General features: G+C 73.9%; 22 protein-coding genes. 6 read left to right on the top strand and 16 right to left on the bottom strand.

Annotated elements, in window-relative coordinates:
* Positions 1–269 precede the first annotated feature (269 nt).
* The 3 genes from ACIP82_RS06565 to ACIP82_RS06555 all read left to right on the top strand — a co-directional run bounded on the left by ACIP82_RS06565 (position 270) and on the right by ACIP82_RS06555 (position 4,100).
* Positions 270–1,382, top strand: a complete 1,113-nt coding sequence (locus ACIP82_RS06565; RefSeq protein ID WP_400651532.1) for a ferritin-like protein — start codon at positions 270–272, stop codon at positions 1,380–1,382.
* A gap of 65 nt (positions 1,383–1,447) precedes the next feature.
* Positions 1,448–2,797: a cytochrome P450 gene (locus ACIP82_RS06560; RefSeq protein ID WP_400651530.1), complete on the top strand. Its 1,350-nt coding sequence runs from the start codon at positions 1,448–1,450 to the stop codon at positions 2,795–2,797.
* A gap of 40 nt (positions 2,798–2,837) precedes the next feature.
* Positions 2,838–4,100 (top strand): FAD-dependent oxidoreductase, encoded by a 1,263-nt coding sequence (locus tag ACIP82_RS06555; protein ID WP_400651528.1) that lies wholly within the window; start codon positions 2,838–2,840, stop codon positions 4,098–4,100.
* A 62-nt stretch (positions 4,101–4,162) separates the two neighbouring features.
* Here ACIP82_RS06555 and ACIP82_RS06550 read toward each other — a convergent pair whose 3' ends face one another.
* On the bottom strand, positions 4,163–5,410 hold the full coding sequence (locus ACIP82_RS06550; protein WP_400651525.1) for a YcaO-like family protein: 1,248 nt from the start codon (positions 5,408–5,410) through the stop codon (positions 4,163–4,165).
* Between the two features lie 527 nt (positions 5,411–5,937).
* Between ACIP82_RS06550 and ACIP82_RS06545 the strand changes: the two genes are divergently transcribed.
* The gene (locus tag ACIP82_RS06545) at positions 5,938–6,969 is read left to right on the top strand and encodes a zinc-binding alcohol dehydrogenase family protein (RefSeq protein ID WP_400651524.1); all 1,032 of its coding nucleotides are present in this window, start codon (positions 5,938–5,940) and stop codon (positions 6,967–6,969) included.
* Positions 6,970–7,077: 108 nt separating this feature from the next.
* On the opposite strand, the gene ACIP82_RS06540 is transcribed toward ACIP82_RS06545, so the two are convergent.
* From ACIP82_RS06540 to ACIP82_RS06475, 14 genes are all read right to left on the bottom strand, one after another.
* Positions 7,078–7,251, bottom strand: a complete 174-nt coding sequence (locus ACIP82_RS06540) for a hypothetical protein (RefSeq protein ID WP_400651521.1) — start codon at positions 7,249–7,251, stop codon at positions 7,078–7,080.
* Positions 7,252–7,373: 122 nt separating this feature from the next.
* The gene (locus ACIP82_RS06535; protein ID WP_363608118.1) at positions 7,374–8,423 is read right to left on the bottom strand and encodes a hypothetical protein; all 1,050 of its coding nucleotides are present in this window, start codon (positions 8,421–8,423) and stop codon (positions 7,374–7,376) included.
* A 6-nt stretch (positions 8,424–8,429) separates the two neighbouring features.
* Complete coding sequence (locus ACIP82_RS06530) at positions 8,430–9,092, bottom strand: GAF domain-containing protein (RefSeq protein WP_400651518.1); 663 nt, start codon at positions 9,090–9,092, stop codon at positions 8,430–8,432.
* Positions 9,082–9,957, bottom strand: coding sequence for a S8 family serine peptidase (locus ACIP82_RS06525; protein ID WP_363608120.1), 876 nt, complete (start codon positions 9,955–9,957; stop codon positions 9,082–9,084). The genes ACIP82_RS06530 and ACIP82_RS06525 overlap by 11 nt, the downstream gene beginning before the upstream one ends.
* Complete coding sequence (locus ACIP82_RS06520; protein WP_400651514.1) at positions 9,950–13,096, bottom strand: AAA family ATPase; 3,147 nt, start codon at positions 13,094–13,096, stop codon at positions 9,950–9,952. Before ACIP82_RS06520 ends, ACIP82_RS06525 begins: the two co-directional genes overlap by 8 nt.
* Positions 13,093–14,523 carry an MFS transporter gene (locus tag ACIP82_RS06515; protein WP_400651511.1) on the bottom strand — a complete coding sequence of 477 codons (1,431 nt, stop codon included), beginning with the start codon at positions 14,521–14,523 and terminating at the stop codon, positions 13,093–13,095. The genes ACIP82_RS06520 and ACIP82_RS06515 overlap by 4 nt, the downstream gene beginning before the upstream one ends.
* Entirely contained in the window at positions 14,520–15,506 is a 987-nt protein-coding gene (locus ACIP82_RS06510) for a DUF6895 family protein (RefSeq protein WP_400651509.1), read from the bottom strand. Before ACIP82_RS06510 ends, ACIP82_RS06515 begins: the two co-directional genes overlap by 4 nt.
* Positions 15,507–15,508: 2 nt before the next feature.
* Positions 15,509–16,702: a radical SAM protein gene (locus tag ACIP82_RS06505; RefSeq protein ID WP_363608124.1), complete on the bottom strand. Its 1,194-nt coding sequence runs from the start codon at positions 16,700–16,702 to the stop codon at positions 15,509–15,511.
* The gene (locus ACIP82_RS06500) at positions 16,699–17,685 is read right to left on the bottom strand and encodes a DUF6895 family protein (RefSeq protein ID WP_400651506.1); all 987 of its coding nucleotides are present in this window, start codon (positions 17,683–17,685) and stop codon (positions 16,699–16,701) included. The genes ACIP82_RS06505 and ACIP82_RS06500 overlap by 4 nt, the downstream gene beginning before the upstream one ends.
* A complete protein-coding gene (locus ACIP82_RS06495) occupies positions 17,591–18,862 on the bottom strand; it encodes a glycosyltransferase (protein ID WP_400651503.1) in 1,272 nt (423 codons plus the stop codon). Before ACIP82_RS06495 ends, ACIP82_RS06500 begins: the two co-directional genes overlap by 95 nt.
* A gap of 103 nt (positions 18,863–18,965) precedes the next feature.
* The gene (locus ACIP82_RS06490) at positions 18,966–19,091 is read right to left on the bottom strand and encodes a hypothetical protein (protein ID WP_363608127.1); all 126 of its coding nucleotides are present in this window, start codon (positions 19,089–19,091) and stop codon (positions 18,966–18,968) included.
* A 172-nt stretch (positions 19,092–19,263) separates the two neighbouring features.
* The gene (locus tag ACIP82_RS06485) at positions 19,264–19,389 is read right to left on the bottom strand and encodes a hypothetical protein (RefSeq protein ID WP_363608128.1); all 126 of its coding nucleotides are present in this window, start codon (positions 19,387–19,389) and stop codon (positions 19,264–19,266) included.
* A 110-nt stretch (positions 19,390–19,499) separates the two neighbouring features.
* Positions 19,500–21,275, bottom strand: a complete 1,776-nt coding sequence (locus ACIP82_RS06480) for a BTAD domain-containing putative transcriptional regulator (RefSeq protein WP_400651499.1) — start codon at positions 21,273–21,275, stop codon at positions 19,500–19,502.
* A gap of 1 nt (position 21,276) precedes the next feature.
* Positions 21,277–21,468 carry an aroma-sacti cluster domain-containing protein gene (locus ACIP82_RS06475; protein WP_363608130.1) on the bottom strand — a complete coding sequence of 64 codons (192 nt, stop codon included), beginning with the start codon at positions 21,466–21,468 and terminating at the stop codon, positions 21,277–21,279.
* A gap of 691 nt (positions 21,469–22,159) precedes the next feature.
* Between ACIP82_RS06475 and ACIP82_RS06470 the strand changes: the two genes are divergently transcribed.
* Both ACIP82_RS06470 and ACIP82_RS06465 read left to right on the top strand, forming a co-directional pair.
* Positions 22,160–22,837: a TetR family transcriptional regulator gene (locus tag ACIP82_RS06470; protein WP_400651497.1), complete on the top strand. Its 678-nt coding sequence runs from the start codon at positions 22,160–22,162 to the stop codon at positions 22,835–22,837.
* An 87-nt stretch (positions 22,838–22,924) separates the two neighbouring features.
* A complete protein-coding gene (locus ACIP82_RS06465) occupies positions 22,925–23,119 on the top strand; it encodes a DUF1918 domain-containing protein (protein WP_363608132.1) in 195 nt (64 codons plus the stop codon).
* 82 nt (positions 23,120–23,201) lie between these two features.
* Here the strand turns inward: ACIP82_RS06465 and ACIP82_RS06460 are convergent, their stop codons facing one another.
* Positions 23,202–23,942, bottom strand: coding sequence for a PIG-L deacetylase family protein (locus ACIP82_RS06460; RefSeq protein ID WP_363608133.1), 741 nt, complete (start codon positions 23,940–23,942; stop codon positions 23,202–23,204).
* Positions 23,943–24,197: the final 255 nt, after the last annotated feature.

The raw sequence follows: 24,197 nt of genomic DNA, 5'->3' as shown, positions 1-24,197 counted from the left end.
GGGGGGGGGGCGCGCCGGGCCGTGGCGTTGGGGTTGGCCGGGGGGTTGTGTTGTCTTTTGGGGGGGGGGCGGGCCCCGCCCCCCCGGCGCGCCGCCGGGCGGCCGGGCCCGGCCATGTGTCACCCGGCCGACGGCCGGATCCGTGGCCGGTGGTTGGGCCGGTGGAGTGAACCGCTTCGAGGTGGCCCGGTATCTGTCCGCGGTTCACCGTCCGCGGCAGTAGGTTCCGGCAGCGGGCAGGCAGGCGTGGTGCGGAAGAGGTGCGCGTGATGACAGGGGTGCTCGACTGCCGGGGTGTCACGGCCGACGGCCTGATGCGGGTCGATGACGCGGACTGCGGGCCCGAGTGGCTCAGGGCGGCTCTCCAACTCGCGGTCCTGCTGGAGCTCGCCACGATTCCCGTCTACTCGTGCGGCCTCTGGTCGATCAAGGACCCGCACGCCGACGACGCCGTTCACACGGCGCTTCGCGACATCGTCTTCGACGAGATGACCCACCTCGCCCTGGCGGCCAACATCCTCCGCGCCACGGGCTCCGCGCCGGTCCTGACCGACCCGCGCACCGTGCCGGCGTATCCGGGGCCGCTGCCCGGGGGCCTTCGGCCCGGTCTGACGGTCCACCTCACCGGGCTCGACCGGCAGGCCGCCGGCATGTACGCGCGCATCGAGCTGCCCGACCGCCCGCTCGCCGCCGACGCCGGTGCCAGTACCGGTGCCGGCGGCACCATGGGCGCGTTCTACGCCAAGGTGAGGACGGCCGTCGCGCACAACCGGCACCTGTTCGACGCGGACCCGGGCCCGCAACTGGACGTCGACCTCTCCAAGCGGTACGCCGGCGGCAGCGCCATCACCCCCATCCGCGGCTGGCAGGCCGCGGACACCGCCATCGGCGTCATCATGGAGCAGAGCGAAGGCACCGGAGACCGCCCGGACAACCCCTACCCCGCCGGCCCGGGCGAGCCGGCCCACTACTACGTCTTCCGTGAGATCGCCCGCGGCCGCAAGCTCGCCAGAACCGGCGAGGACGGCGAACCCGGCGTCCCGGCCTGGGACTTCACCGGCCCTCCGGTCCCGATGCCGGCGACCCACCCCATGGGGCGCGTGCCCGGCGGGGGCTGGGCGAACGACCCGGTCAACAGGCCCACCGGCGGCGTCGAGGTCGTCCTCGACGACTTCAACGCCCACTACAGCTCCATGCTGCGGGCCCTGGAGTCCGTGTGGCGGGCGACGTCGAAGGCCGCCCAGTACGCCGAGCTCAGCAACGCGATCAGGTCCATGGGGCACATGCGGGCCCTCGCGCGCGTCCTGGTCCGCATCCCCCTGCCGGACGGCCAGGGGGCCACCTACGGACCGGAGTTCCGCTACGTCGACCGGGAACCCTGACCGCGCCTCCGCCGCCCCGCCGGGCGGGATCCGTACCGCCGAACCCCCAAACGAGAGGAGAACCGGTGACGCCCCCCGCGTACACCCTGGCCAGTGCCCCCGGTGCGCTGCCCCTGCTCGGCCACACGCTCGCGCTGGTACGCAGGCCGCTGGAGCTCGTGGCGTCCCTGCCCGCCCATGGCGACCTGGTGCGTATCCGCATGGGCCCGCACCGGGCGTACGTGGTCTGCCATCCCGACCTCGTCCACCGCGTCCTGACCGAGGACCGCACCTTCGACAAGGGCGGCCCGTTCTACGACAAGTTCCGTGAGGCCGCCGGCGACGGGATCTCCAGCTGTCCGGCCTCCGCCCACCGCCGGCAGCGCAGGCTCGTCCAGCCCGCGTTCCACCACACGCGGCTGCCGGGCTACGCGGCGACGATGACGCGGGAGATCGCCGCCCTCACCCGGCACTGGCACCACGGCCAGGTCCTGGACGTGCCCACCGAGATGAGCCGGCTCTCCGCCGCCGTCACCGCCGGATGCCTGTTCACGCTCGACAGCACCGCCCTGCCCGGGGTGTTCGACAGCGTCACCGCGATCAGCACCTCCGTCGCCCGGCGCGTGATGCTCGCGCTGCCGATGGCCGACCGGATCCCCACCCCCGCCAACCGGCGCTTCGCCCGGGCCCGCGCACACCTGCGCGAGCTCACCGAGGTACTGATCGCCGACCGCCGCGCCACCGGCGTCCACCAGGACGACCTGCTGTCCACCCTGCTGACCGCCCGGGACCAGGACGGCCGGGGCCTGACCGACACCGAGATCCACGACCAGCTGGTCACGTTCGTCATCGCGGGGGTGGAGACCACCGCCTGTACGCTGTCGTGGGCCTGGCACCTGCTCGGCACGCGCCCGGACATCCGGGCCCGGGTCCAGGCCGAGGCCGATGCCGCCCTCGGCGGCCGCACCGCCCGCTACGAGGACCTGCCCGCGCTCGGCCTCACCCGCCGGGTCGTCGCCGAGACCCTGCGCCTGTACCCGCCGGGCTGGCTCATCACCCGGAGGACCACCGCCGACACCGAACTCGGCGGCCACCACCTGCCCACCGGCACCACCGTCGTCTACAGCTCCTACCAGCTCCACCACCGCGCCGACCTCCACCCCGACCCGGAGTCCTTCGAGCCCGACCGCCCGCACCGGGGCCCGAAGCCCGCGCACGGCAGCCTGGTGCCGTTCGGCCGCGGCGCCCGCAAGTGCCTCGGCGAGACCTTCGCCCTCACCGAGACGGTCCTCGCCCTCGCCTCCATCGCCGCCCACTGGCAGCTGCGGCCCGTTCCCGGACCGCGCGTCCGCCCCTCTCGCCGCGCCACCCTCGGCCCCCACCGGCTCACCATGCGCCTGCACCGCCGCCACGCGACCGGCGCCCTGGCCGGCTGAACCCGGGCACGGCAACGAGCCACCACCAAGGAGACACCCAGTGCCCAGGACCAGCGTCGCGGTGATCGGCTCGGGAGTGGGCGGGCTGACCGCCGCCCACCTCCTCCAGCGCTCGTACGACGTCACCCTGTACGAGGCCGCGCCCAGGATCGGCGGCCACGCCGAGACCCACACCGTGCCCGACGGGGCGGGCGGGAGCGTCGCGGTCGACACCGCCGTGATGATGGTCCACGCCCGGGGCAATCCGCACCTGATGCGCCTGTTCGACGAACTCGGCGTCACCACCAGGCCGTTGGGAGAAATCACGCTGAGTGTCGTCTGCGAGGAATGCGGATTCGCGAACCCGGACGCCCACGACCTGCACAGGCCCCCGCCCCAGCCGCAGGCGGTGCCCGCGTCCGCGTGGCAGCGCGTCACCGAGCAGACGAAGCGGTTCTCCGACGACCTGACGGCCGCACTGGGCGCCACCGCGGCCGACCGCACCCTCCACGAGCTGATCGACGCCGGGGAGTACGGCGACTACGTCGTCGAGCACGTCATCATGCCGGTCATGGTCACCATGGGACTCGTCCCCGCCGACCACGTCCGGCGTTTCCCGCTCGGCCACCTCTTCGAGACGCTGGACCACAACGGCGTCCTGGCCGGTGACAACGGCTGGCGCTCCGTCGTCGGCGGCACCGCCTCCTACGTCGAACGCATCGCCGCACGGCTGACCACCGTCCTGCGGTCGACCCCGGTCCGCTCCGTGCGCCGAACCGCCCGCACCATCGACGTCCGCGACGCCACCGGCACCGTCCGCTCCTTCGACAAGGCCGTCATCGCCACCCACCCCCGGCACGCACTGGACCTGCTGGCCGACCCGTCCGGGCTCGAAACGCGAATCCTCGGCGTCTTCGACTACGTGGCCAACCCCGGTGTCCTGCACACCGACGCCTCCGTACTCCCCACCGCACCGGGCATGCGCCGCACGCACAACTACCGCCAGAGGTCGTGCCGCCCCGTGAACGCGGCACCCTCGCTGAGCATCGACCTGAACCGGCTCCAGGGCATCGCCTCGGCCGCCCACCACATCGCGTCCTACAACGACGAGGCCCGGCGGGCCTCCCCCGCCACCGTCATCGCCCCGCTCAGCTACGAACACCCCGCCTGGACCCCCGAGAGCGCCGCCGCGCAGCGGCTCCTGCCGCTCGTCTCCGACCACCGGCTGGCCTTCGCCGGCGCCTACCACCACGCGGGCGGCTACCACGAGGACGGCTGCCTGTCCGGAGTGCGCGCCGCGGCATCGCTCGGCGTCCCCTGGTGACAGACGGCTCCCCCGGCACGGCGCAGCGGCCGCGCCGGGAGCGCCCTCCGCCACCGGGCCCGTCACCCGCCGCGTACGGCCCGTCCGCGCGGCCCGGGCACCACCGCGTTCCCGCCCGTCACAACGAGGAAGCGTTCCAGCCCGGGCGTGTACGTACTCACCGTCGACACGCCGTTGGAAGCCCGGTGCAGCACGCACGCGAACGGCCGGAACCCGCGCGCGCCGAGCATCGCGACCAGGTCGTCCAGGTGCCCCCGGGCCGTGGCCGGTGCGGCGGTCTCCCGGAACGGCACCTCCACCGCACCCGCGAGGTGCGGCCCGAAATCCGCCCGCCCGGCGGCCAGCAGCCGCGGCCGGCGCCTCAGCGCCCCGAAATCGCGCGGCACCCACAACGCCCGCTCCGCGGGCGCGGAGATCTGCAGCAGCTCGCGCAGCGCGCGCCGCACCGCATGGGCCGCCGACAGCGAAGCCCCGTACCCCTGGAACCTGAACCCGCCGTCCGGCGCGGCATGGGCGCAGTAGGCGGGCACCCGCAGATCGGTCGTCATCTCGATCAGCCGGACCCGCCGCCCCACCCGCCGCTCGGCGTACCCGAGCAGAGCGGCGAGGGCGTCCGGCAGGGTGCCGGGGTCGACCAGCCGCAGCCGCGCCGGAGACGCCACGAGGAAGGTGTCGACGAGCAGGAGCGAGAAGGCGTCGCGCTCGACCGTCTCGGCCAGCGCGTGCACCACCGCTTCGGTGGTCGAGGCACCGCTCGCGGTACCGCTGTTGTTGCTGTAGCGCGAGGCCGACGCGTACGCGAACGTGTCACCGGCCAGGCCCCGCAGCCGAGCGCCCTCCGCGCTGCTCACGTACGAGGGACAGGTGAGCAGGAGCGGAACGTCGAGCGTCCCCGTGCCGCACAGCGCGGTATGACGGCGGCAGGCCACCCCTGCGGCGGGGCTCCGTGCCAGCAGGGGGACCCCCGGTTCGTCGGCCAGTTCGCCGGCGGCGAGGTCGCCCGCGCGGTGCCGGACCAGGTCCTCGGGGCGCACCCGGGCAGCGTGACTGTGGTAGTGCTCAAGTGCCTCGAACAGCGCGCCCACCCGTGCCGCGGCCGGGTCGCCCTTGCCCGATCCGGTGGCGCCGGGCGGCCGGGAGCCGTCCGTGCGCAGCAGGTCACAGCGCCACGCGTCGCCACGGTCCGACAGCCGTGCCACCAGGCCGGCTTCGGCCGCGGCGTCCTGCCCGCGGCTCCACGCCTCGACCAGGTCCAGTTCCCGCTCCCCTGCCTGGACCGGGGTGGTGGTGGTTCGGGGTGATGTCGTCATGGTCCGGCCCGGCCCGGGGCCGGGCGCTCCTTCCTACGGCGTGGTCGGTGCTGCGGACACACGCCGGGTGGGCGCCGGCCCGATGCCGTACGCCCACCCGGATGTGAGCCCCGGAGGTCAGTTCGCGTCGCCGGCGCTGTTCTCGATCTCGTCGAGCTGGCGCTCCTCCGCCGGGGTCAGGTCCTCCCCTTCCGGCGACGCGTCGTTCAGGCACCAGGCTGCATCCGCACCCATGACATCTCTCCCTTCGGTGAAATCGAGTAGCCGATCGGCTACGGCAGGGGGCGTTCCCCGGGGCGTCGGTGGCGAGCACCTGCGGTGGCCGGAACACCTCGACAGCGCAACGCTTTCACCCGCGCGGGGCAGCCGGCGCCCGTCGCTCGGCCATCCGGCGGACCGGGCCGACCGGGCCGGGCCGCCGGGGCGGGGCGGGGTGGACGATGGAGTGAGTGGCGAGTCGCGCTCCGCCGACCGTCCTGGCCGGGCCCAGGAACCGGGTGGAGGGTGCCGCGAGGAAGGAGCCGGAGATGGCAGCGTCCGCTGGAGGCCTCGTCCGCACGGTGGCGTGGGTGGTGGAACGTCCGGGCCCGATGGCGTCGGGCCCGTTGAGACGCGTGGAGCGAACGGTCTCCGAACCCGGTCCGTGGGAGCTGCTGGTCGAGGTGGCCGCCTGCGGTGTGTGCAGAACGGACCTCCACCTCGCCGAGGGCGACCTCGCGCCGCACACCCCGCGGTGCACGCCGGGCCACGAGGTCGTGGGCCGCGTCCTTCACCGCGGCCATGAGGTGCGGGACTTCTCCCCCGGTGACCGCGTGGGTGCGGCCTGGCTGGCGGGTACCTGCGGCGTGTGCCGGTACTGCCGGGCCGGCCGCGAGAACCTCTGCCCGGACTCGCGGTACACCGGCTGGGACATCCACGGCGGCTACGCCCGGTACGCGGTGGTCGACGCCCGCTTCGCCTACCGGCTGCCGGAAGGGCCTCCCGACGAGGAACTGGCGCCGTTGCTGTGTGCCGGGATCATCGGCTACCGGGCCCTGGAGCGGGCCGAACTGCCGGCGGGCGGCAGGCTGGGGATCTACGGGTTCGGCGCCTCCGCGCACCTGACGGCGCAGCTCGCCCTCGGCCGGGGTGCCACCGTGCACGTCCTGACGCGCGCCGAGGAGGCCCGGCGGCTGGCGCTGGAGCTGGGCGCGGCGTCCGCCCGGGGCGCGTACGAGGCACCGCCGGAGCCGCTCGACGCGGCGATTCTCTTCGCGCCGGTCGGCGACCTGGTACCGGTGGCCCTGTCCGCCCTGGACCGCGGCGGAACGCTGGCGGTGGCCGGCATCCACCTCAGCGACATCCCCGTGCTCGACTACCAGCGGCATCTCTTCCAGGAGCGGACGCTTCGCAGCGTCACCGCCAACACCCGCGAGGACGGCCGCGCCTACCTGGCCGAGGCCGCCCTCCACCACCCGACCGTCCGCGTTCGGCGGTACAGCATGGACCGGGCCGACCGGGCGCTGGCGGACCTGGCGGCCGACCGGGTCACCGGCGTCGCCGTCCTGCTCACGGACTGACAGCGCGCGGGAGAACCCGGACGTGGCATTTCGCGACGGCGGCCGGCTTCGACCGGGCTGCTCTCGTCAGGACGCCGGGTGGATCCGGGGGAACCGGGGCAGGGCAGCTCAGCGGATGCCGCGTTCTCGCAGGCAGCGGTTCGGCGTGGTACCGAGGGTGCGGCGGAACGCGGTGTGGAAGGCGCCCGCGGTGGCGTAGCCGACCGCGTGGGCGCGGCCGTCGACGGGGGTGGGGGCCTCGACGGGCAGGGCCGGGAGCGGTCGCAGGAGGTCGAGGACCACCGCCGCGGTCCGGTCACCGGCCCCGGCCGGCCCAGGGCCGAGATCGCCTTCCGGGCCGTCAAGGCCGGGCGGACCGGGCGTCTCCGCGCCCGGCGGCGGAGGAACCCGGTCGCCGGGAGGGGTCAGGCCGACGGTCCGAGCAGGAATCCCAGCAGGTCGAACTCGCCCGGCGAGGGCAGCGCCTTGCGGTGCAGGCCGGCGAGCATGGCGGCCACCGCGGTGGTGACCGGGGCGGTGCGGGTCCGCTGCTCGGCCCAGCGCCAGTCGCCGTCCGGGTTGACCTCCAGGAAGACCGGCGTGCCGTCGCTGATCAGGAAGTCGAACGCGCCGTAGCGCAGCGACATCGCGGCGGCCAGGGTCCTGGTGGCGGAGGCCACCGCCGGCGGCGGCGGCACGGGGCGGATCTCCATCCGGTCGGGTGCGGTCCAGGGGTCGGCGGGTGAGGCCTTGCCGACCTGGAACGTGTGGAGCCGCCCGGCCACGTAGTAGACGCGCAGCTCCGCCTCGTGCTCGACGTACTCCTGCACGATCACGGGCGGCCCGGGGCACGGACCGGCGGGCAGGCCGTGCGGGCCGTCCCGCTCGACGACCGTGGGGAAGACCCCGGTCAGCCGCCCCGGCGCCGGTTCGACGAAGTGGTGGTGTGCCGCCTTGACGACCAGCCGCGGGCAGTCGAACTCGTCCCGGGCGTGGGACGGGTCGGTGGTCAGCATCGTGCGCGGCACCGCGATCCGGTGCCGCCGGGCGAGCCGCAGCTGGGAGAGGATCCCCGGCCGGCCCGGGCGGATCGTCGTCCCGGAGACCGCCGCCAGCTGGCCGGCCGCGGCCTGCCAGGACTCCCGTACGAACACGGTGTGGGCCGGATCCCGCGTGCTCTCGATCGCGGACACCGAGAAGTGCCTGATCCAGGTCACCGTGGGGGTCAGCCAGCGGCCGTTCAGCCGGACCGCACGCCCGTCCGGGGCGACGAGCAGGTCGGTGGCGACGAGTTCCTCGGCGTTCAGCCGGGCCGACCGGATCCCCGCGGCACCGAGCAGGTTCTGTACCGCGTCCAGGTCGCCGTCGCACGCGCGGCTGAGCAGCAGCACAGCCGGGACGGGCCGGGGCCGGACGTCGACGACCCGGGCGGGTTGCCCGAGCTGGGCGAGAAAGGCCGGGTGACCGTCAGCCATCGCCGGTCAGCCGTCGCCGTCGGGCGGCAGGTCGTCGGCCAGCAGCTCGTCGGCCATCACCAGGAGCTTGGCCACCGTCGCGCCCACCTGCTCGGATGCCGTGGGCAGCCGCTCCGCCACCCGTTGCAGCAGGGCCGTGTCGAGCCGCGGGAGCCGGGCCTTCCCGGCCCGCGCGCCGTGCTCGGCGTCCCGCGACCGGAGCTGGAGGAGCAGCTCCAGCACCGTCGCCATCTCGGTCGCCAGCAGCCCGAGGGAGGCCATGTCGCCGAGGTCGCAGCGCTGCCGGCTGTCGCGGTCCAGCACCTCCAGCACCCCGACGCAGTCGCCCGCGCAGATGAGCGGCGCGGCCATGATGCTGCGCGGCACATAGCCGGTGAACTCCGCCGCCTTGCGGGCGAACCGGGGGTTCTCCGACACGTCGTCGATCACCAGCGGCTGGCCGGACACCATCGCCCAGCCGGCGATCCCGGTGCCGCCCGGAAACCTCGTCCCCAGCAGATGGTGCTCACCCTCGCCGGCGACCGCCTCGAAGACCAGGTCCCCGTTCTCCTCGTCCACCAGGAGAACGGAGGCGGCGGCCGCGCCGAAGACGCTGCGGGCGACCTCCACGATCGACTGGAGCAGTCTGCGCTGCGGGATCTCGGCACTCTCCAGCGGGTCAGTCGCCACGTGGGCCTCCATCGGGTACGGCTACGTTCTCGGCGGCCAGGTAGAGGACGGACTTGAGCTGGAACGGCGTGAGCGAGCGGTGCTTGCTGAGGATGAGCGCGCAGATGCCCGCGATGTGCGGGGTCGCGAAGCTGTTGCCGGTGCTGAGCAGCTGCCGGTGGCCGGGGCCGGCCACCGGCACCCGGACACCCCGTGCGTAGAACTCGACCGGCGGTGACGGGTTGTAGTAGTAGGTCATCGGGTTGGGGACATCGTGGCTGGCGACCGAGATGACCGAGGCGAACGGCCACGGGTAGCTGCGCACCGGCATGTTGTGGGCCGACGCGACGATGACACAGCGCCGGAAGTAGGCGGAGTCCGACAGGTCGCGCAGGCCGTCGCGGAAGTCGGTCTTCGTCGTCGAGAGGCTCATGTTGATGACGTCGAAGCCCTCCTCGATGGCCCAGGTCAGTCCGGCCAGCAGGGCGGCGCCGCTGCCGTGCCTGCCGCTGGACAGGACGCGCACCGAGGTGAGCGACACCGCGGGGGCGATGGACCGGATCACGCTCGCGCAGGCCGTGCCGTGCCCCGCCGCGTCGCCGGGTTCCGTGGGCGTGACGGTGAGGTCGCCGTCCTCTCCCCTGGTCACGTCCATGGCCCGGTCGAGCCCGCCGACCAGCGGGTGGTCGGCGTCCACGCCGCTGTCGAGCACGCAGACCCGGACCCCGGAGCCGTCCGCGTCCCCCCAGGCCCACTCCGGGGTGACCGGGCCGAGCGGGCTGACGTCGAAGGGCTCCTGCGGCATCACGGACGCGGGCATGCTCCACGCGGGCACGCCCGGGAAGTGGTCGCGCGGTGGCCTGCGCCAGGGCGGGAGGTCATTCACCGGTACCACCCGGCCCCGGTTCGCCGGCATCGAGCCACGCGCGGACCCGGGCGGCCGGCAGCGTGGCGCCCTTGGCCTCGAACCTCCGCAACGCCTCGGTCCCTTCGGCCGTCGCCCGTCCGGTCGTCCCGGCCGCTCTGAGCACGATCGCCAGGTCGAAGAGGGCCTCCCCGGTCAGGCACAGGTCGTCGGAGCCGGCGGCCAGGGACCGGGCCGCCATGGCTTCGGCGACCGCCTCCTCGTGGCGCCCCCGGGCGGAGGCGATCCGGCCGCGCAGTGCGGCCGAGCCGAGCCGCGCCCGCAGGCCCGCCGTCCCGGCGTCCCGGTCGATCCGGTCCAGCGCCGACGCGGCGACGGCCACCCGGCCCTGGGCGAAGAGCTCCCTGGCGATCGCGACCTCGGTGCTCCGGGTGTCCGGGGCGTGGTCCGCGGCGCGCAGCACGCCCAGGCTCTGGCGGTATCGCGCTTCGGCCGCCTCGTGTGCCCCGGCCAGCGACTCCACGAAGCCTGAGGCGTCCAGCACCACCGCGTCGGCCAGGTCGAGGTGCACGTCGCGGGAGTACGTCAGCGCGTCGGCCAGGGTGCGTCGTGCGCCGTCGAGGTCGCCGCCGAGCGCCTCCAGGTGCGCCCGGGTCACCAGCACCGGGATGAGCAGGGTGCGGCCGGCCGCGAACCGGTGGCCGAGCATGGCGCACAGCTCCAGCCCGGTGGCCACCGGCGTCGGCGCCCACTGCGCCAGCTCGCAGACGGCGCAGAGCAGCCGGTCCTCCTCGTAACGGTCGTTCATGGCCCGCGCCCGCGCCAGCGCGAGCCCCAGCGAGGCTTCGGCGGACGCCGCGCGCTCCGCGGCGAGTTCGAGGTAGGCCCGCAGCTGGTGCAGCCGGCACCAGCTGAGTTCGTCCCCGGGGTCGTGCTCCAGCTCCGCCGCGATCCCGGCCGCGGCCGCCGCCACGGATTCGGGCGGCGCCAGGCCGAGCCGGAGCTCGACGATCCCGCGCTGGACCGCGCAGGTGGCCGCGGACCTGCGGTCGCCGGGCAGCGCGGCCTCGGCGGCGGCGAGCGCGCCGCGGCACCGCTCCTCGTCCTGCAGCCAGAGCCCGGCGTCGCAGAGGTGCAGTGCGAGCGCCGTCTGGCGGGGATCCCCGCCCGGCAGCAGCTCCCGCCCGCGCTCCAGCAGCTGGACCGCCGCGGGCAGGTCCTTGCGGGCCAGGGCGTTCATGCCCTCCGCGATCAGGGTGTTCGCCGCCGGCCCGGCCAGCACGGGCAGTCGCGGGTCACCCGGCCGCAGCTGCCGGCGCAGTCGGCAGGTGGCCTCGACGTGGTACGCCACGGCCATCGCGTCCTGCGGCTGCTCCCGGGAGAACCATTCGGCCAGGAAGTCGTGCCAGCGCTCGCGGCGGGTCTTCGGGGTGAACTCGTAGGCGGTGTCGCGCAGCAGTGCCTGGGCGAAGCGGAAGGTGCCGGCCGGGCCGCGTTCGAAGACGCGCCGCCGGGCCAGTCCGGCCATCGCCGCGTCGGCCGCGGCGGCGCCGGTGCCGTCCGCTTCGGCCATCACCCGCAGCAGCTCCCGGGTGAACTCGCGCCCGATCACCGCGGCGAGCTCCAGCAGGCCGCGTTCGGTTCCGGGCAACTGGTCCAGCCGGGCGCCCAGCATCGCCTGGATGGTGGGCGGGATCTGGGTGCCGGGGGCGGTCTCGGCGAAGACGTCCATGAGCTGCTCGGCGAACAGCGGATTGCCGTCGCAGAGTGCGGCGACCCGGCTGTTCACCTCCTGGTAGCCCTGCGGATAGACGTCGTTGCGCAGCGTCAGCTGCCCGACCAGTTCGGCGGTCTGATCGGTGGTCATCGGTCCGAGCTCCAGCGTCGTCGCGCAGGGCTTCCCGCCGCCCCAGGCGCTGCGGATGTCCAGCAGTTCGGGGCGGGCGACGCACAGCAGCAGCACGGGGACGCCGTGCAGCCAGGTCGCGACCTCGTCGATGAGGTCCAGCAGGGTCTCCTCCGACCAGTGCAGGTCGTCCCAGACCATGATCACGGACCGTGACCGGCCGAGGGTTTCCAGGAGGGACCGCACCGCCCAGGCGATGTCCTCGACACCGACCTGGCCGGGGCCCCCGTTCTGGTCCACGACCGTGCCGAGGGTGTGCGCCACCAGGCCGTGGGCCGGCGTTCCGCCCGCCGGGTCGGTGTCCTCCGCCAGGAGCCGGGTGAGCGCCGGCCAGCCGCCGGGGAGCGAGCCGAGCATCTCGGCCAGCGGCCGGTAGGTGATCCCCCGGCCGTAGGACGAGCAGCGTCCGGACAGCACGGTCACCTCACCGTCCGGCAGGGTGGCGAGGAACTCCCGTACCAGACGCGACTTTCCGATTCCGGGCGCGCCGATCACCGTGGCCAGGCACACCTGTCGCCGCCGCCGGACCCTCCGGAAGCTGTGCTCCAGTTCCTCCAGTTCGTCGGCCCGGCCGATGAACGGGGTGGTCGGCGGGGCGTCGGCGACCAGCACCGGAGCGGTGACCCGCCAGGCCGGCACGGGGTGGGCCTTGCCCTTCAGCCGCAGCGGGGCGACGGGCTCGATGCCGACCTGCGAGCGCACCATGGCGGCGGTGTCGGCGCAGAGCAGCACCTCGCCCGGCCGGGCGGCCGTCTGCAGCCTGCTGGCCGTGTTGACCGAGTCGCCGATGACCCGGAAGTCGTCCCCCGCCCTGGTGATCACCACGACGTCACCCGTGCAGACGCCGGCCCGTGCCTCCAGCTTCACCTGGTACTCGGCGTCGAGTGCGGCGGCGAGGCCGGCGAGCGCGGCGAGCGCCCCGGTGGCGGCGCGCACCGCGCGCACCGCGTCGTCCTCGTGGACCACGGTGGCGCCGAAGGCGGCGAGGATGGCGTCGCCGATGAACTTCTCCACCACCCCGCCGTGTTCGGCGATGCAGGCTTCGCAGCTCGCGAAGTACCGGTCCATGACCTGCCGCAGCGGCTCCGGGTCCAGCCGTTCCGCGAGCGCGGTCGAGCCGACGAGGTCCAGGAACAGCATGGACACCTTCCTGCGCGTCTCGCGCTGTGCGGCGCCGGCCGCCAGCGGCGCGCCGCAGCCGGCGCAGAATCTGTCCGAGTCGGCGGCGCTCCGTCCGCACGCGGGGCAGTTCACTGTGCGCCCTTCTCCAGGGCGGGTTCGGACGGCTCGGGTTCGGACGCGGCCGGGTCGGACGGCTCGGGGTCGGACGGCGCAGGGTCGGACGGCGCTGGGTCGGACGGCGCTGGGTCGGAAGCGGCGGCCGGCGCGGTGTCCGTGACGGGGAGGGCGATCCGGGCGTAGACGCCGGAGAGGACGATGACGACTCCGGCCGTCGTGAGGATCGTGTCGATCGGGCCGAACCGCAGGCCCGCCACCGAGCCCGAGAAGTCCCGCAGGCCGTTGCTGGCGAGCCAGCCGGAGACCACCGCGGCCAGCATCGACGCCAGTTGGGTGGCCGGATAGAACACCGCGACCACCCGGCCCCGGAACTCCCGGGGGGCCGCGGCGAGCAGCAGCGGTGACATCGCGGTGTTCAGCATGGTGAGCGGAACGGCGAAGACGAAGAGCAGCGCCACCGCGGCGGGGAAGGCGACCTGCCGGGAGTACAGGACCAGCAGGGTGCCGCTCACCAGCAGGCCCATCCAGGTGGTTCTCCGGGCACCGATCCACTGCACCACCCGGCCCGAACCCAGCGCGCCGAGGATCCCGCCGATCCCCATCGCCATGCCGAGGTAGCCGTACAACCGGGCGGACACGTCCAGGTTCCTGGTGGCGAAGAAGACGTTCAGGGTGCCCAGGGCGCCGATGCCGAACTGGCCGATCACGGCGAGCAGCAACAGCGCCACCAGGAACCGGCTGCCCGCGAAGAAGCGCACGCCCGCCGTGAACTCCTTGACCAGCCCGGGCCGTTCGGCGCCCGGCCGGTCCCGGCCCGCGGCCGGTGCGGGCCGGACGTCCACCGAGCGGATGGCGATGTACGACACCAGGTAGGAAACCGCGTTGAACAGCAGCGCCCACTGCAGGCCGACCGTGAACAGCAGCGGCGCGGCGAGCGGCGGTCCGATGATCCAGGCGGTCTGACCGGTCGCCTGGGCGATCCCGGCGGCTCGCGCGCGGTCGGCCTCCCCCGTGACGAGCTCCGCGATGACCGAGAACCGCGCCGGTGCGAAGAACTGGCTGGCCGCGTTGAGCACCAGCACCGTCACATAGATCAGGCCGAGCCACACCCCGATCGGGAGGTCGCCGGCCGGCAGGAAGGAGACGGCGGCCAGCACGGCCACCAGCCCGCCGCGGACCACCTCGGTGCGGAGCATCGTGGCACGTTTGTCCCAGCGGTCGACGAACACGCCCGCGACCGGGCCGACGCACAGCACGGCTATGCCGGTCGCCAGCACGACACCGCTGACCGCCTGCGGCGCCCACGGCTTCCCCTTGACCAGCACGGTCGCCACCCACAGGACCAGGGTGGTGCTGAAGACGGCGTCTCCGACGGACGAGACCGCCTGCCCGAACCACAGGCGGGTGTAGTCGCGGTTGATGAGGGTCAGCCGAGGCCTCATGAGGCTCGCGCCGATGAGACGGCCAGCGACATGAGGGCGGTCACCAGGGTCGTGTGATAGGCCTTCTCGAAGAACGCTCCGGCCGGTTCCGCCGCCGTGGCCCTGGTACTCGCCGACCGTCCGGGAATCGCGCCGTCGGGCCGCTGGGCCCGGGCCAGGCACTCGACGGCGGCGACGCCCAAGGGCGTGCGGAGCGGATCCGCTCCCAGGCAGGCCTGGGTCATGACGAGTTCCGCGACCAGATCCCACCAGTCGTGCCGGACGCAGTACTCCAGCGTCCGGCGGACCAGTTCCGTCGCGCCCGCCACCGCGTCGTCGGACAGCGCCGGGCCGGTCCGGCCGAAGTCGCTGAAGTAGAAGGCGGAGTGGGTGATGCCGTACGCCTCCGCGATGGTGACCGGCGGCGCGTCGTCCGAAGCCGTGCTGTCCGGCGGCGCGTCACCCGGCGCCGACTGGTCCGCCTGGTCCGGCCGGTCCGTTCCCGGCGCCGCGGCGGCCAGTGTGACGAGCACGTTCTGCCCGGCGAGCTCCTCGTAGGGTTCGATCGTGTGGCGGACCCCCGCCTTGTCCGCGTAGTACCGGAACTCCAGTCGCTGGTAGGGCGACTTCCCGCGCGGTGACAGGTCGTCGTCGGTCAGCCGCGCCAGCCCGGCCCGGCACTGCGTGTCATCGATCCCGTCGGGTGCCAGCGCGGCGTAGACCAGCGCGTACTGGGCGGCGTACCTGGGACTGCCGGTGATGAGCCGCGGGAAGTCCGGGTGCTGCCAGACCGTGCGGACCACGGCGGTCGCCTTGCCCAGCCGGGCGTCGTCCTCGTCGCCCAGCCGCGCCCAGCAGTGGCAGAGCAGCGCCAGCTCCAGCGCGGCCTTCGCCTTCCCGTGCTCCAGGGGCCGGGCGCTCGCCGAGTACGGATCGAAGTAGTCCAGGTTCCGGACCAGCCAGCCGAGCGCGCCGGCCGACAGCCGGTCGAGATCTGATGACATGTCTACAGTCGCCCCGTCTCATCCAGGTAGTCGAGCAGGGCCGCGTCCACGGTGTCGTGGAAGGCCGCCAGCGTCCGCTCGTCCTCGCCGTGCCGGTACAGGTCCTCGCACCCGACCCACCGCTCCCGGGTCTGCGCGCCGGGCAGGTATCCGCCGGTGACCGTGCCGACCTCCCAGTCGGGCCTGCCCGCGGTCTCCCAGCAGCTCGACAGCGTCCCGTCCGCGCTCACCACCGCGCCGTAGCGGCCGTCACCGTAACCGCAGGTGGAACACGGCTGATGGGACTGCGGGCGGCTCACGCCGAACCCGAGGTCGAGCGCACGGCGCTGCCACCTGGTGAAGCGGGCCGACAGCTCTCCGCCGTGCAGCAGGTCGTTCCCGTAGCCGACGCCCACGTCCCCCACCTGGGCGAAGTACAGGGTGCACCGGTCGGGGTCGAGCGCCGCGGCGAGCCGGTCGATCAGCGCGTCGACCCCCTGGAAGGTCTCCTGGGAGACGTTCACCCGCAGGATCCACCGGACCGGGGCCGCCTCGGACGCCCGGACGATGTTGCGGACGATCGTGTCGAAGGTCCCGCTGCCGTGCGACCTCCGGACCCGGATCCGGTCGTGGTCGGGGCGGTCGCCGTCGAAGGTGACCTGGATGGACTCCAGCCCGAGCGCGGCCAGTCGGCCGGTCAGCGCCGGGGTGAGCAAGGTGGCGTTGGAGATCATCCAGGCGGACACCAGCCCGTGGTCCGCCGCTCGCTCCAGCAGTTCCAGGCAGCCGCGCGGGTTGAGCAGGGGCTCCCCGCCGAACAGCAGGATCCTGAGCCGCTCCAGGCCGGCCGCGGCCATCTGCCGCTCGGTGAAGTCGAGGATGGAGGTGATGGTCTCCGAGGTCAGACGGGTCTGGGCGATCCGCGGCGGGCGGCTGCCGCCGGCCGGATCCTGCTCGGTGTTCTGGAAGCAGTAGCCGCAGCCCAGATTGCAGTGCGTGCTCGTCAGCACCGTCAGCGCGTAGGTGCGCGGCGGCGCGGCGGGCAGCAGTCCGTGCTCGCGGAGCCGGCGTTCGGTGCCCGGCCGCAGTGCTCCGTCGGCGGTCAGCTGCCCGGGACGCAGGCGGGCCACCCCGCCGCCCGGGCCCAGGAACCACCAGTTCCGCTTGCCCTGGAGGATGCGCACGCCGTCGACGCGGTCGGCCTGTGCCCGGCTCACAACGCCTCCCGCACGGCCGGTGACCGCTCCTCGGTGACCACGCCGCCGGCCGGCCGGCCGGCGGCGTGTCCGCGCGAGACGATCACTGCGGCCAGCGCCGTCACCAGGGTCGCCTGGTACGCCACCCGGAAGAACTCCACGGCGGTCGCGGCCGCGTCGGCCCGGTCGGTGGCGGACCGTCCGGGGATCGCGCCGCCGGACGACTGGACCTCGGCGAGCATCGACAGACCGGCCGCCCCCGAAGGGGTCCGCAGCGGATCGATGCCGAGGCAGTACTGCGCGAGCACGAGCTTTCCGACGAGGTCCCAGTCCCCGCGGTCCACGCGGTGGTCGGTGAGCCGGCACACCGTGCGGCGGGCCCGCTCCAGGTCCTCGCCGGTCAGTCCGGGATCACGGAAGCCGAAGTCACTGAGGTAGAAGACGGTGTGGGTCACGTCGCACACGTCCAGGCCGGCCACCGACCGCCCGTCACCGTGCCGGGCCAGCAGGCTGGCTTCGTACAGCTCCCGGTAGGAGTGCAACCGGTGGCCGACGCCCGCGAGATCGGCGTAGTACCTGGTCTCCAGATGGAGGTACGGCGACTTCCCGCGCGGCGTCAGAAAGCCGTCGTCCTCGACCCGGGCGAGCGCGGCCCGGTGCGGCCCTCCGGCGAGCCCGGCGGGTGCCAGCGCGCCGTATATCAGCTGGAACGCCCGTGCGTAGCGCGGGTCGAGGGTGAGCAGGCGCGCGTGGTCCGGGTTCTGCCAGACCCGTTCGACGGTCGCGGCCACCTGGCCCAGGCCCGGGTCCGACGGCGCGGCCTTCTCCCAGCAGCGGTACAGCAGGGCGAGTTGCAGCAGCGCCTTCACCCGAGGGGTCACCGGAAGCTCGGCACGACCTGACGCAGAGTCAAGATAGGCCGAGTGCAGCCGTATCCACCGTAGCGCTCCCTCCGACAGCCTCTCCACGGCCGCCTTGTCCAGGCCGGTGGACCGAGTACCCATGCTTCTCCCTAGTCCTGGAGGTCGCGGACCGCTGAGCCGCCCGCTCGATGACATCGGCCGCGCGGACCGGGTTGTTCGCCGCGGCGAGCCGGTGGCCGAGTTCGCGGGCGCGTTCCCGCAACAGGTCGTTCTGCCAAGCCGATTCGAGCGGACCGGAGGGGTCCGGCGTCACCGCTCTCGGGATGTGCGCGGCGACACCGGCCCGCAGACAGGCCCCGGAGAGCAGCGGCTGCTCGGCGCCGTTGGGCGAGACCCCGAGGACCCGGCCGCGCACCAGTGCGGCCAGCACCGGGGCGGACGTGCCGTTGGTCAGCACCAGTCCGGCCAGATCGATGAGCGGCCCCATCCACGGCTTGCGCACGAGCAGGATGTCGGCGCCGGGCGCGGGCCGCGGATCCGTCGACCGCCCCTGCTCGACCACGGCCTGGAACCGGCCGTCGGTGAAGGTGGCGTTGAGGCGGGGCCACGGGGTGCCACCCCCGAAGAAGCGGCCCAGATGCACATAGACGACGGGCTTGCCGGACAGCTCCACCTGGGCCCTGACCGCCGCGAGCTCGGCCTGGTCGGCGGCCGGCTCCCACGCCAGCGGCCCGACGTGGTGCACCCGTTCGGGCAGCACCGCTCCCGGACACTCCAGCACGGGGTCGCCGCGGAGCAGCAGCGCGTCGCCCAGCAGCGGGCTCTCCGGCCACCGGGGACGCCGCCCGGCCAGACCGGCCTGCTCCCGGGTGGCGGTGTACAGCTCCAGGCACGCGTGGGTCCGGTTCTTCCTGGTCCGGCCCAGCTGCGGCTCATCGTCCCCGCCGGCCCGGTAGTTCCACAGGTGGACCGAGAGCCCGATCACCACCACCGGAATGTCCAGCGCCTCGGCGGCGAGCAGGGCGCCGTTGCACAGCACCGAGGTGACCAGCAGGTCGGCCCCGGCCTGCCGGGCGGCGCGCACGGTCGCCCGGTACTGGGCCGGCCCGGTGGTGCCCCAGCAGGCGGCGGAGAAGGCCCGCCGCCCGCCGAAGTCCTCGGCCGCCGCGAACGGCAGGCCGGCCTCGGCCGCGACGGGCGCGGCGGCGGACCGGCCGAGCACGCCGACCTGGTGACCCCGGCGCCGCAGCTCACGCCCGGCCGCGATCGCGGGGTAGAGGTAGCCGCCGTCACTGAGCGGGCAGAGCAGGATGTTCACGGCGCCTCCGGGGCTGTCGGGCGTCGAGCGGGCCACCCGGCCTCCGGCAGCCTGTGCCGGAGGCCGGGCGGCCCGCTCAGTCCTCACGACTCGACGTGTCGGGTCAGAGCGCCGAGCTGTTGTTGACGATGCAGCCGGCGGTGTCGTCGTGCGCACCGTGCGCGACGACGTCGACGTCCTCCTCCTCGGCCTCGACCTCGGTCGGCTCCGGGTTGATGTCCTCGGACATGCTGTCCTCCTCTGCGATGGCGGCGTCCGCTACGCCGGTTCAAGAGAAACCTTGCGGATCTCCGGTTTGACGGCGACTGGTCAGCGGTTTGATATCGGTATGACGATTGGTCAGCGGCTCGACACCGTCCCGCACAACCCACCCGGCAGGGCCCGGGGATCGACGTGTCGGGTCAGAGCGACGCGGTCAAGTTGACGATGCAGCAGGCGTCGTCGTCGTGCGCACCGTGCGCGACGACGTCGACGTCCTCCTCCTCGGCCTCGACCTCGGCCGGCTCCGGGTTGACGGACTCGGGCATGCTGTCCTCCTCTGCGATGGCGGCGTCCGCTACGCCGGCTCGGGAGACACCGTGCGGGCCCCCGGTATGACGACGGCTGGCCGGCGGTTCGACAGCGGCATGACGACCGGTCAGCGACTCGACGCCGGTACACGGTCGGCCGCGCGGGCCGCCAGCTCCCGCGCGTAGGCGTAGGGCAGCGCCGGCATCTCGTACTGCACCGTGTGCGCGAGCACCTCCACGTTCGGGACGGTGAGCAGGCTGGCCTCCAGCAGGTGCTCCAGCACCCGCACCGCCGTGTCCGGGTCGGAATCCAGCACGGCGGCGGCCTGCTCCAGCGTGAACACCGGCTCCGCGAGCCTGCCGAGCCGCAGGACCGCCCAGTGCGCGGCCTCGGGCAGGTCCTCGATCGACTCGGCCAGCCGGGCGCGCACCGCCGAGTCGCCCCCGCACAACTCGTCCAGCAGAGCCCTGGTGCCCGCCATCCGCGCGCCGTACTCCCGCAAGGGCACATGGCGCAGGAAGGCCAGCCGGTCGGCCACCAGCCGGACGCCGAGGGGCAGCAACCCGGCCGCCCTGACGATCCGCCCGGCGGACTCGCGGTCCGCGTCGACCCGGTCCATGCCGATCACCCGGCCCAGGAACTCCACCGCCTCCTCCGCCGCGAAGGGCGAGAGCCAGAGCCGGTGGGCGCCCTCCAGACCGATCAGCCGGGGCCGGGCCGTCACCACGACGGCGCTCTCCCCGGCCTCCGGCAGCAGCGGCCGCACCTCGCACTCCCGCCGGGCGTCGTCGACGACGACCAGGGCCCGGCGCCCGGTCAGCCAGAGTTGCCAGGCCCACCGCGGGTCCGGCGGGTCCGGCGGGCCCGGCTGTTCCGGCCGGCCTGGCGAGGCCGCGGCCAGCAGCTGGCGCAGCACGTCCTCCAGCAGCCGCAGTCTGCCGTCCTCGCCACGAAGCCGCACGAACAGGCGGCCGTCCGGGAAGTGGTCGCCGAGCCGGTGCGCGACGTGGACCGCCAGCGCGGTCTTGCCCGCGCCGAGCGGGCCGGTCACCACGGCCAGCCGGTTGCCGCCCCGGACCAGCCCGTCCGTCAGGTGCCGGGTGGCCGACACCCGCCCCGTGAAGGCCGGCGGATCGCAGGGCAGCAGGTTCGGCGGGACCTCCCGACGCGGGCGCGGAGCGGCCGGCCGCGGTTCGGCGGGCACCTGCTCGCACAGCAGCGAACGGTAGAACCGGGCCAGCGCCGGGCTGGGCGGCAGCCCGAGCTCGTAGGCCAGCGACTGACGCAGCTCGTCGTAGACCGCCAGGGCCTCGGAGCGCCGCCCCGCCTGGCACAGCGCGGTCATCTGCAGCATGCGCAGCCGCTCCCGGAACGGGTGCTGCTGAGCGATCTCGGTGACGCGCTCGATCGCGGCGGGCCCGCCGCCGGCCGCGATCTCCGCCTCCGTCCAGTCCTCGAAGACCCCGAGGAAGCGCCGGTCCAGCCGTTGAGCGGCGGCGTTGATCAGTGGTACGTCCCGGAACCCGTCCAGGGCCGAGCCGCGCCACAGCGCCAGGGCCTCGGCCAGTTCGCCGGCCCGGGCCCGCTGCTCGAAGCAGAGCGAGTCGAGCTCCCCGACCGCCGCGTGGAGCACGTACCCGCCGGCCTGGTGGCTGATCCGCGAGCCGGACTCCGCGCCGACCAGCCGGCGCAGCGCGGATATGTACACCTGAATGTTCTTGCGGGCCGTTCGCGGCGGCGCGTCGTCCCACAGCGCCTCGACCAGGGAGTCGAACGACACCCGTGAATTCGCCTGGCACAACAGCGCGACCAGGAGAATCTGCTGTTTCCGCGTTCCAGGGTCCACTGAACGGCCGTCGTCCAGCACTCGGAGAGGGCCGAGAATCCCGAAACCAACGGCCATGTCACGCCAACTTGATAGCGGTGGAATGCCCTTCTACCTCGGCGTCCGAAACAGCGTCCAGCCGCTCTTTGACGGAGTTGAGGACCGCCACCTCGTCCTCGGTGAGCCGGGAGAGAACGTCCTGCTGCTCCGGCGTCAGCAGATCGACCGGGTTCCCCGCTTGCCGAAGGGCGGCGAGGGCGTCAAAGGTCATATTCCCCTCCTGTGTCGTGTCCCAGAACGTCATCGTCCTCGGCCCGGGCGACGCCCATGGGACCTCTGGCCACAGGGCGCCACCGGCCGGAGCCGATGCGACAACCAGCGCGAAGAGTCCGGCCTGAAACCTGGACTGAAGTCTCAGTTCCGCCGGCCGCGCTGCCCTCATGCTGACGCCAGTGCCCGGCACCGGCAAGAGGGCGTACCAGCCCTGATCGTGCCAACATATCTGTGAGGCAAAGGGTTTGGGACGTGACCGGACATCCGGAAGGGCCCCTGGACCAAGGCGCGGAGGCCCGCCGGAATCGATCGCGGCTCGTCGGCCGTTCCACACCGGTCGGTGGCGACGAGGGGGGTCAGGAAATGACCTCCCGGCCGGCCCGATCGCCGACTACGGTGCGGTCATGCGCACGCAGCCCCCGGGCGGCGGACCCTCGACGCCCCCGCCGGGCCTGCTCGCGGTCCACGCCCGTCCTGACGCCCCGCACCGGTACGGCCGACCCGCCCGGCCACTTCGCCGGAGGGTGGCCCGGCGGGTGGCCGGACGGGTGGCCCGACGGGTGGAGGCGGTCGGGCATCCCGGCGCCCCCTCGGCCGTTTCACCCGCTCCTTTCCCCCGCGGCCAGAACATGAGGAAAACTCATGTTCGTGATTCGCCGCCGGAACACCGGATGCGGCACAGTGGCCCCATGAGCGCGGACACGAGGAGCCACCAGGCGGCCGGGCGGACCGGGCCTGCCCGGCGGCGGCCGGTGCAACAGCGCAGCCAGGAACGCTACGAGCGGATCCTGGACGCCTGCGCCGGGCTGCTCGACGAGGCCGGCGCCACCGCGCTCACCACCAAGGAGGTCGCGCACCGCGCCCAGGTGCCGATCGGCACGCTCTACCAGTTCTTCTCCGGCAAGGAGGACCTGCTGGCCGCGCTGGCCCACCGCAACCTCGACCACTACCTCCAGCGCCTCGACCGCCGGCTGTCCGCCGGGGCCCCCGCCGGACCGGCCGGGTTCACCGACCTCGCGGTGGACGAGTTCGTCGCGATGAAGCGGGACGTCCCCGGCTTCGGCCAGGTGGACTTCGGCCTGGCCGGCACGAGTGGCCCGACCGGTTTCCGGGGCGACCGGCACCTGCTGGACACCGATCTGGACAACAACGCGGCCGTCGCGCTGCGGCTGCAGGCCCTCGGCGGCGAAGTGTTCGCGGCGGCCGACCCGGTGGCCCTCACCATCGGCCTGCGGGTCGCGCTGGAGGCGGCCGACGCGGTGCTCAATCTCGCCTTCCGGAGCGATCCGGACGGCGACCCGGTGCTGATCGCCGAATGCAAGCGGTTGGTCCGCTGCTACCTTGCGGAGCAGCTGGGACACGATTGAGCCGAGGCGTTGCGAGCCCGCTCCCGCCGCCGCACAGTGGAAGCAGAACGGCCGCCGAGGCGGCCACCACGACCCGAGGAGCAGACCATGCACGCAGCGGTAGGTGACCAGCTCCACATCCACAGTCGGTCGGTGGGCATGGTGGACCAGAAGGGCGAGATCATCGAGATCCGCGGCACCGAGGGCGAACCGCCGTACGTGGTCCGCTTCGAGGACGGCCACACGGGCCTGATCTACCCAGGCCCCGACTGCGTCGTCGAGACCCGCCAGGCAAGTCACTGACGCGCCCGCCCCCCGGCCGCCGCCCGGTACCACGGAGGCGGCCGGGGGCGGCGGCGTGCGGCAAAGCGGCCGACGTCCGGCGTCAGCGCAGCGGGAACACCTCGAACGGCACGGCGAACCGCACCCCGAGCCGGCAGCCCGCGCCCCGGCCGAAACCCTCCAGGAACTCCCGCGGGTCGCCCATGGCGCCGCCCAGCCCGGCCAGATAGGCCCGGTGCTCCTCCAGCGAGGCCACCCCCCGGTCGAAGTACCCGGTGGTGTCCACCGCGTGCCGCGCCAGCGGCGAGGCGACCGCCCAGATCTCCCGCACCCCGTTCCAGGGCTCGTGGCCCTCGGCGGTCAGCTCGCGGAACACCCACCGGTTGCCGGCGTCCCGCACCGCGTCCAGGGTGGCCCGGCCGACCGCGATGTGGTCGGCCTGGTTGAGGAGCGTCCCGCCGTACGTCTCGCGGAAGTTGCTGGTGATCACGATGTCCGGGCGGTGGCGGCGCACCGCGCGGGCGATGTCGCGGCGCAGCGGCAGACCGTACTCCAGCGCACCGTCCGGGTAACCGAGGAACTCGACGGTGTCGACGCCGACCACGGCGGCGGAGGCGATCTGTTCGGCCTCGCGCAGCGGGCCGCACTCCTCCGGGCTCAGCGAGTCGATCCCGGCCTCGCCGCTGGTGACCATGACATAGACGACCTTCTTGCCCTGGGCCGTCCAGCGGGCGACGGCGGCGGCCCCGCCGTACTCCATGTCGTCCGGGTGGGCGACGACCGCCAGCGCGGTCTGCCAGTTCTCGGTGACGGGCTCGAACGGCTCGGGTGCCTGCTCGCTCATGGTGGTGCTGCCTTTCCGGGCGGGGGCGGTCGCGCGGTCGTACGGCCTTTCCTTCGGACGGTCGTACCGCGGGTGACTCTAGAAGATCACCGTCCGGTCGGCCGCCGGACACCGCTGCCACCCCGATGGGCCTGCCCCTGACGCACGGGTCAGGGATTGCGTCCCGGCACCCGCAGCGACCGGCCGCGCTGAACGCCGAGATCGAGCGGCTCACCCGGCTGCGCGACGGCCTCGCCCGCCACGCCGCTACGGGCG

This window comes from Kitasatospora sp. NPDC088548 (assembly GCF_044753005.1).
Taxonomy (GTDB): Bacteria; Actinomycetota; Actinomycetes; order Streptomycetales; family Streptomycetaceae; genus Kitasatospora.
Note: the sequence above shows the minus strand (reverse complement) of the source record. Positions and strands in the feature narration are given on the sequence as shown.

Excerpts from the sequence above, each read along its gene's own strand:
- ACIP82_RS06490 (WP_363608127.1), bottom strand. The coding sequence starts at position 19,091 with ATGTCCGAGGACATCAACCCGGAGCCGACCGAGGTCGAGGCCGAGGAG.
- ACIP82_RS06545 (WP_400651524.1), top strand. The coding sequence starts at position 5,938 with ATGGCAGCGTCCGCTGGAGGCCTCGTCCGCACGGTGGCGTGGGTGGTG.
- ACIP82_RS06460 (WP_363608133.1), bottom strand. The coding sequence starts at position 23,942 with ATGAGCGAGCAGGCACCCGAGCCGTTCGAGCCCGTCACCGAGAACTGG.
- ACIP82_RS06480 (WP_400651499.1), bottom strand. The coding sequence starts at position 21,275 with ATGGCCGTTGGTTTCGGGATTCTCGGCCCTCTCCGAGTGCTGGACGAC.
- ACIP82_RS06535 (WP_363608118.1), bottom strand. The coding sequence starts at position 8,423 with ATGGCTGACGGTCACCCGGCCTTTCTCGCCCAGCTCGGGCAACCCGCC.
- ACIP82_RS06550 (WP_400651525.1), bottom strand. The coding sequence starts at position 5,410 with ATGACGACATCACCCCGAACCACCACCACCCCGGTCCAGGCAGGGGAG.
- ACIP82_RS06475 (WP_363608130.1), bottom strand. The coding sequence starts at position 21,468 with ATGACCTTTGACGCCCTCGCCGCCCTTCGGCAAGCGGGGAACCCGGTC.
- ACIP82_RS06485 (WP_363608128.1), bottom strand. The coding sequence starts at position 19,389 with ATGCCCGAGTCCGTCAACCCGGAGCCGGCCGAGGTCGAGGCCGAGGAG.
- ACIP82_RS06510 (WP_400651509.1), bottom strand. The coding sequence starts at position 15,506 with ATGTCATCAGATCTCGACCGGCTGTCGGCCGGCGCGCTCGGCTGGCTG.
- ACIP82_RS06470 (WP_400651497.1), top strand. The coding sequence starts at position 22,160 with ATGAGCGCGGACACGAGGAGCCACCAGGCGGCCGGGCGGACCGGGCCT.
- ACIP82_RS06465 (WP_363608132.1), top strand. The coding sequence starts at position 22,925 with ATGCACGCAGCGGTAGGTGACCAGCTCCACATCCACAGTCGGTCGGTG.
- ACIP82_RS06500 (WP_400651506.1), bottom strand. The coding sequence starts at position 17,685 with ATGGGTACTCGGTCCACCGGCCTGGACAAGGCGGCCGTGGAGAGGCTG.
- ACIP82_RS06565 (WP_400651532.1), top strand. The coding sequence starts at position 270 with ATGACAGGGGTGCTCGACTGCCGGGGTGTCACGGCCGACGGCCTGATG.
- ACIP82_RS06515 (WP_400651511.1), bottom strand. The coding sequence starts at position 14,523 with ATGAGGCCTCGGCTGACCCTCATCAACCGCGACTACACCCGCCTGTGG.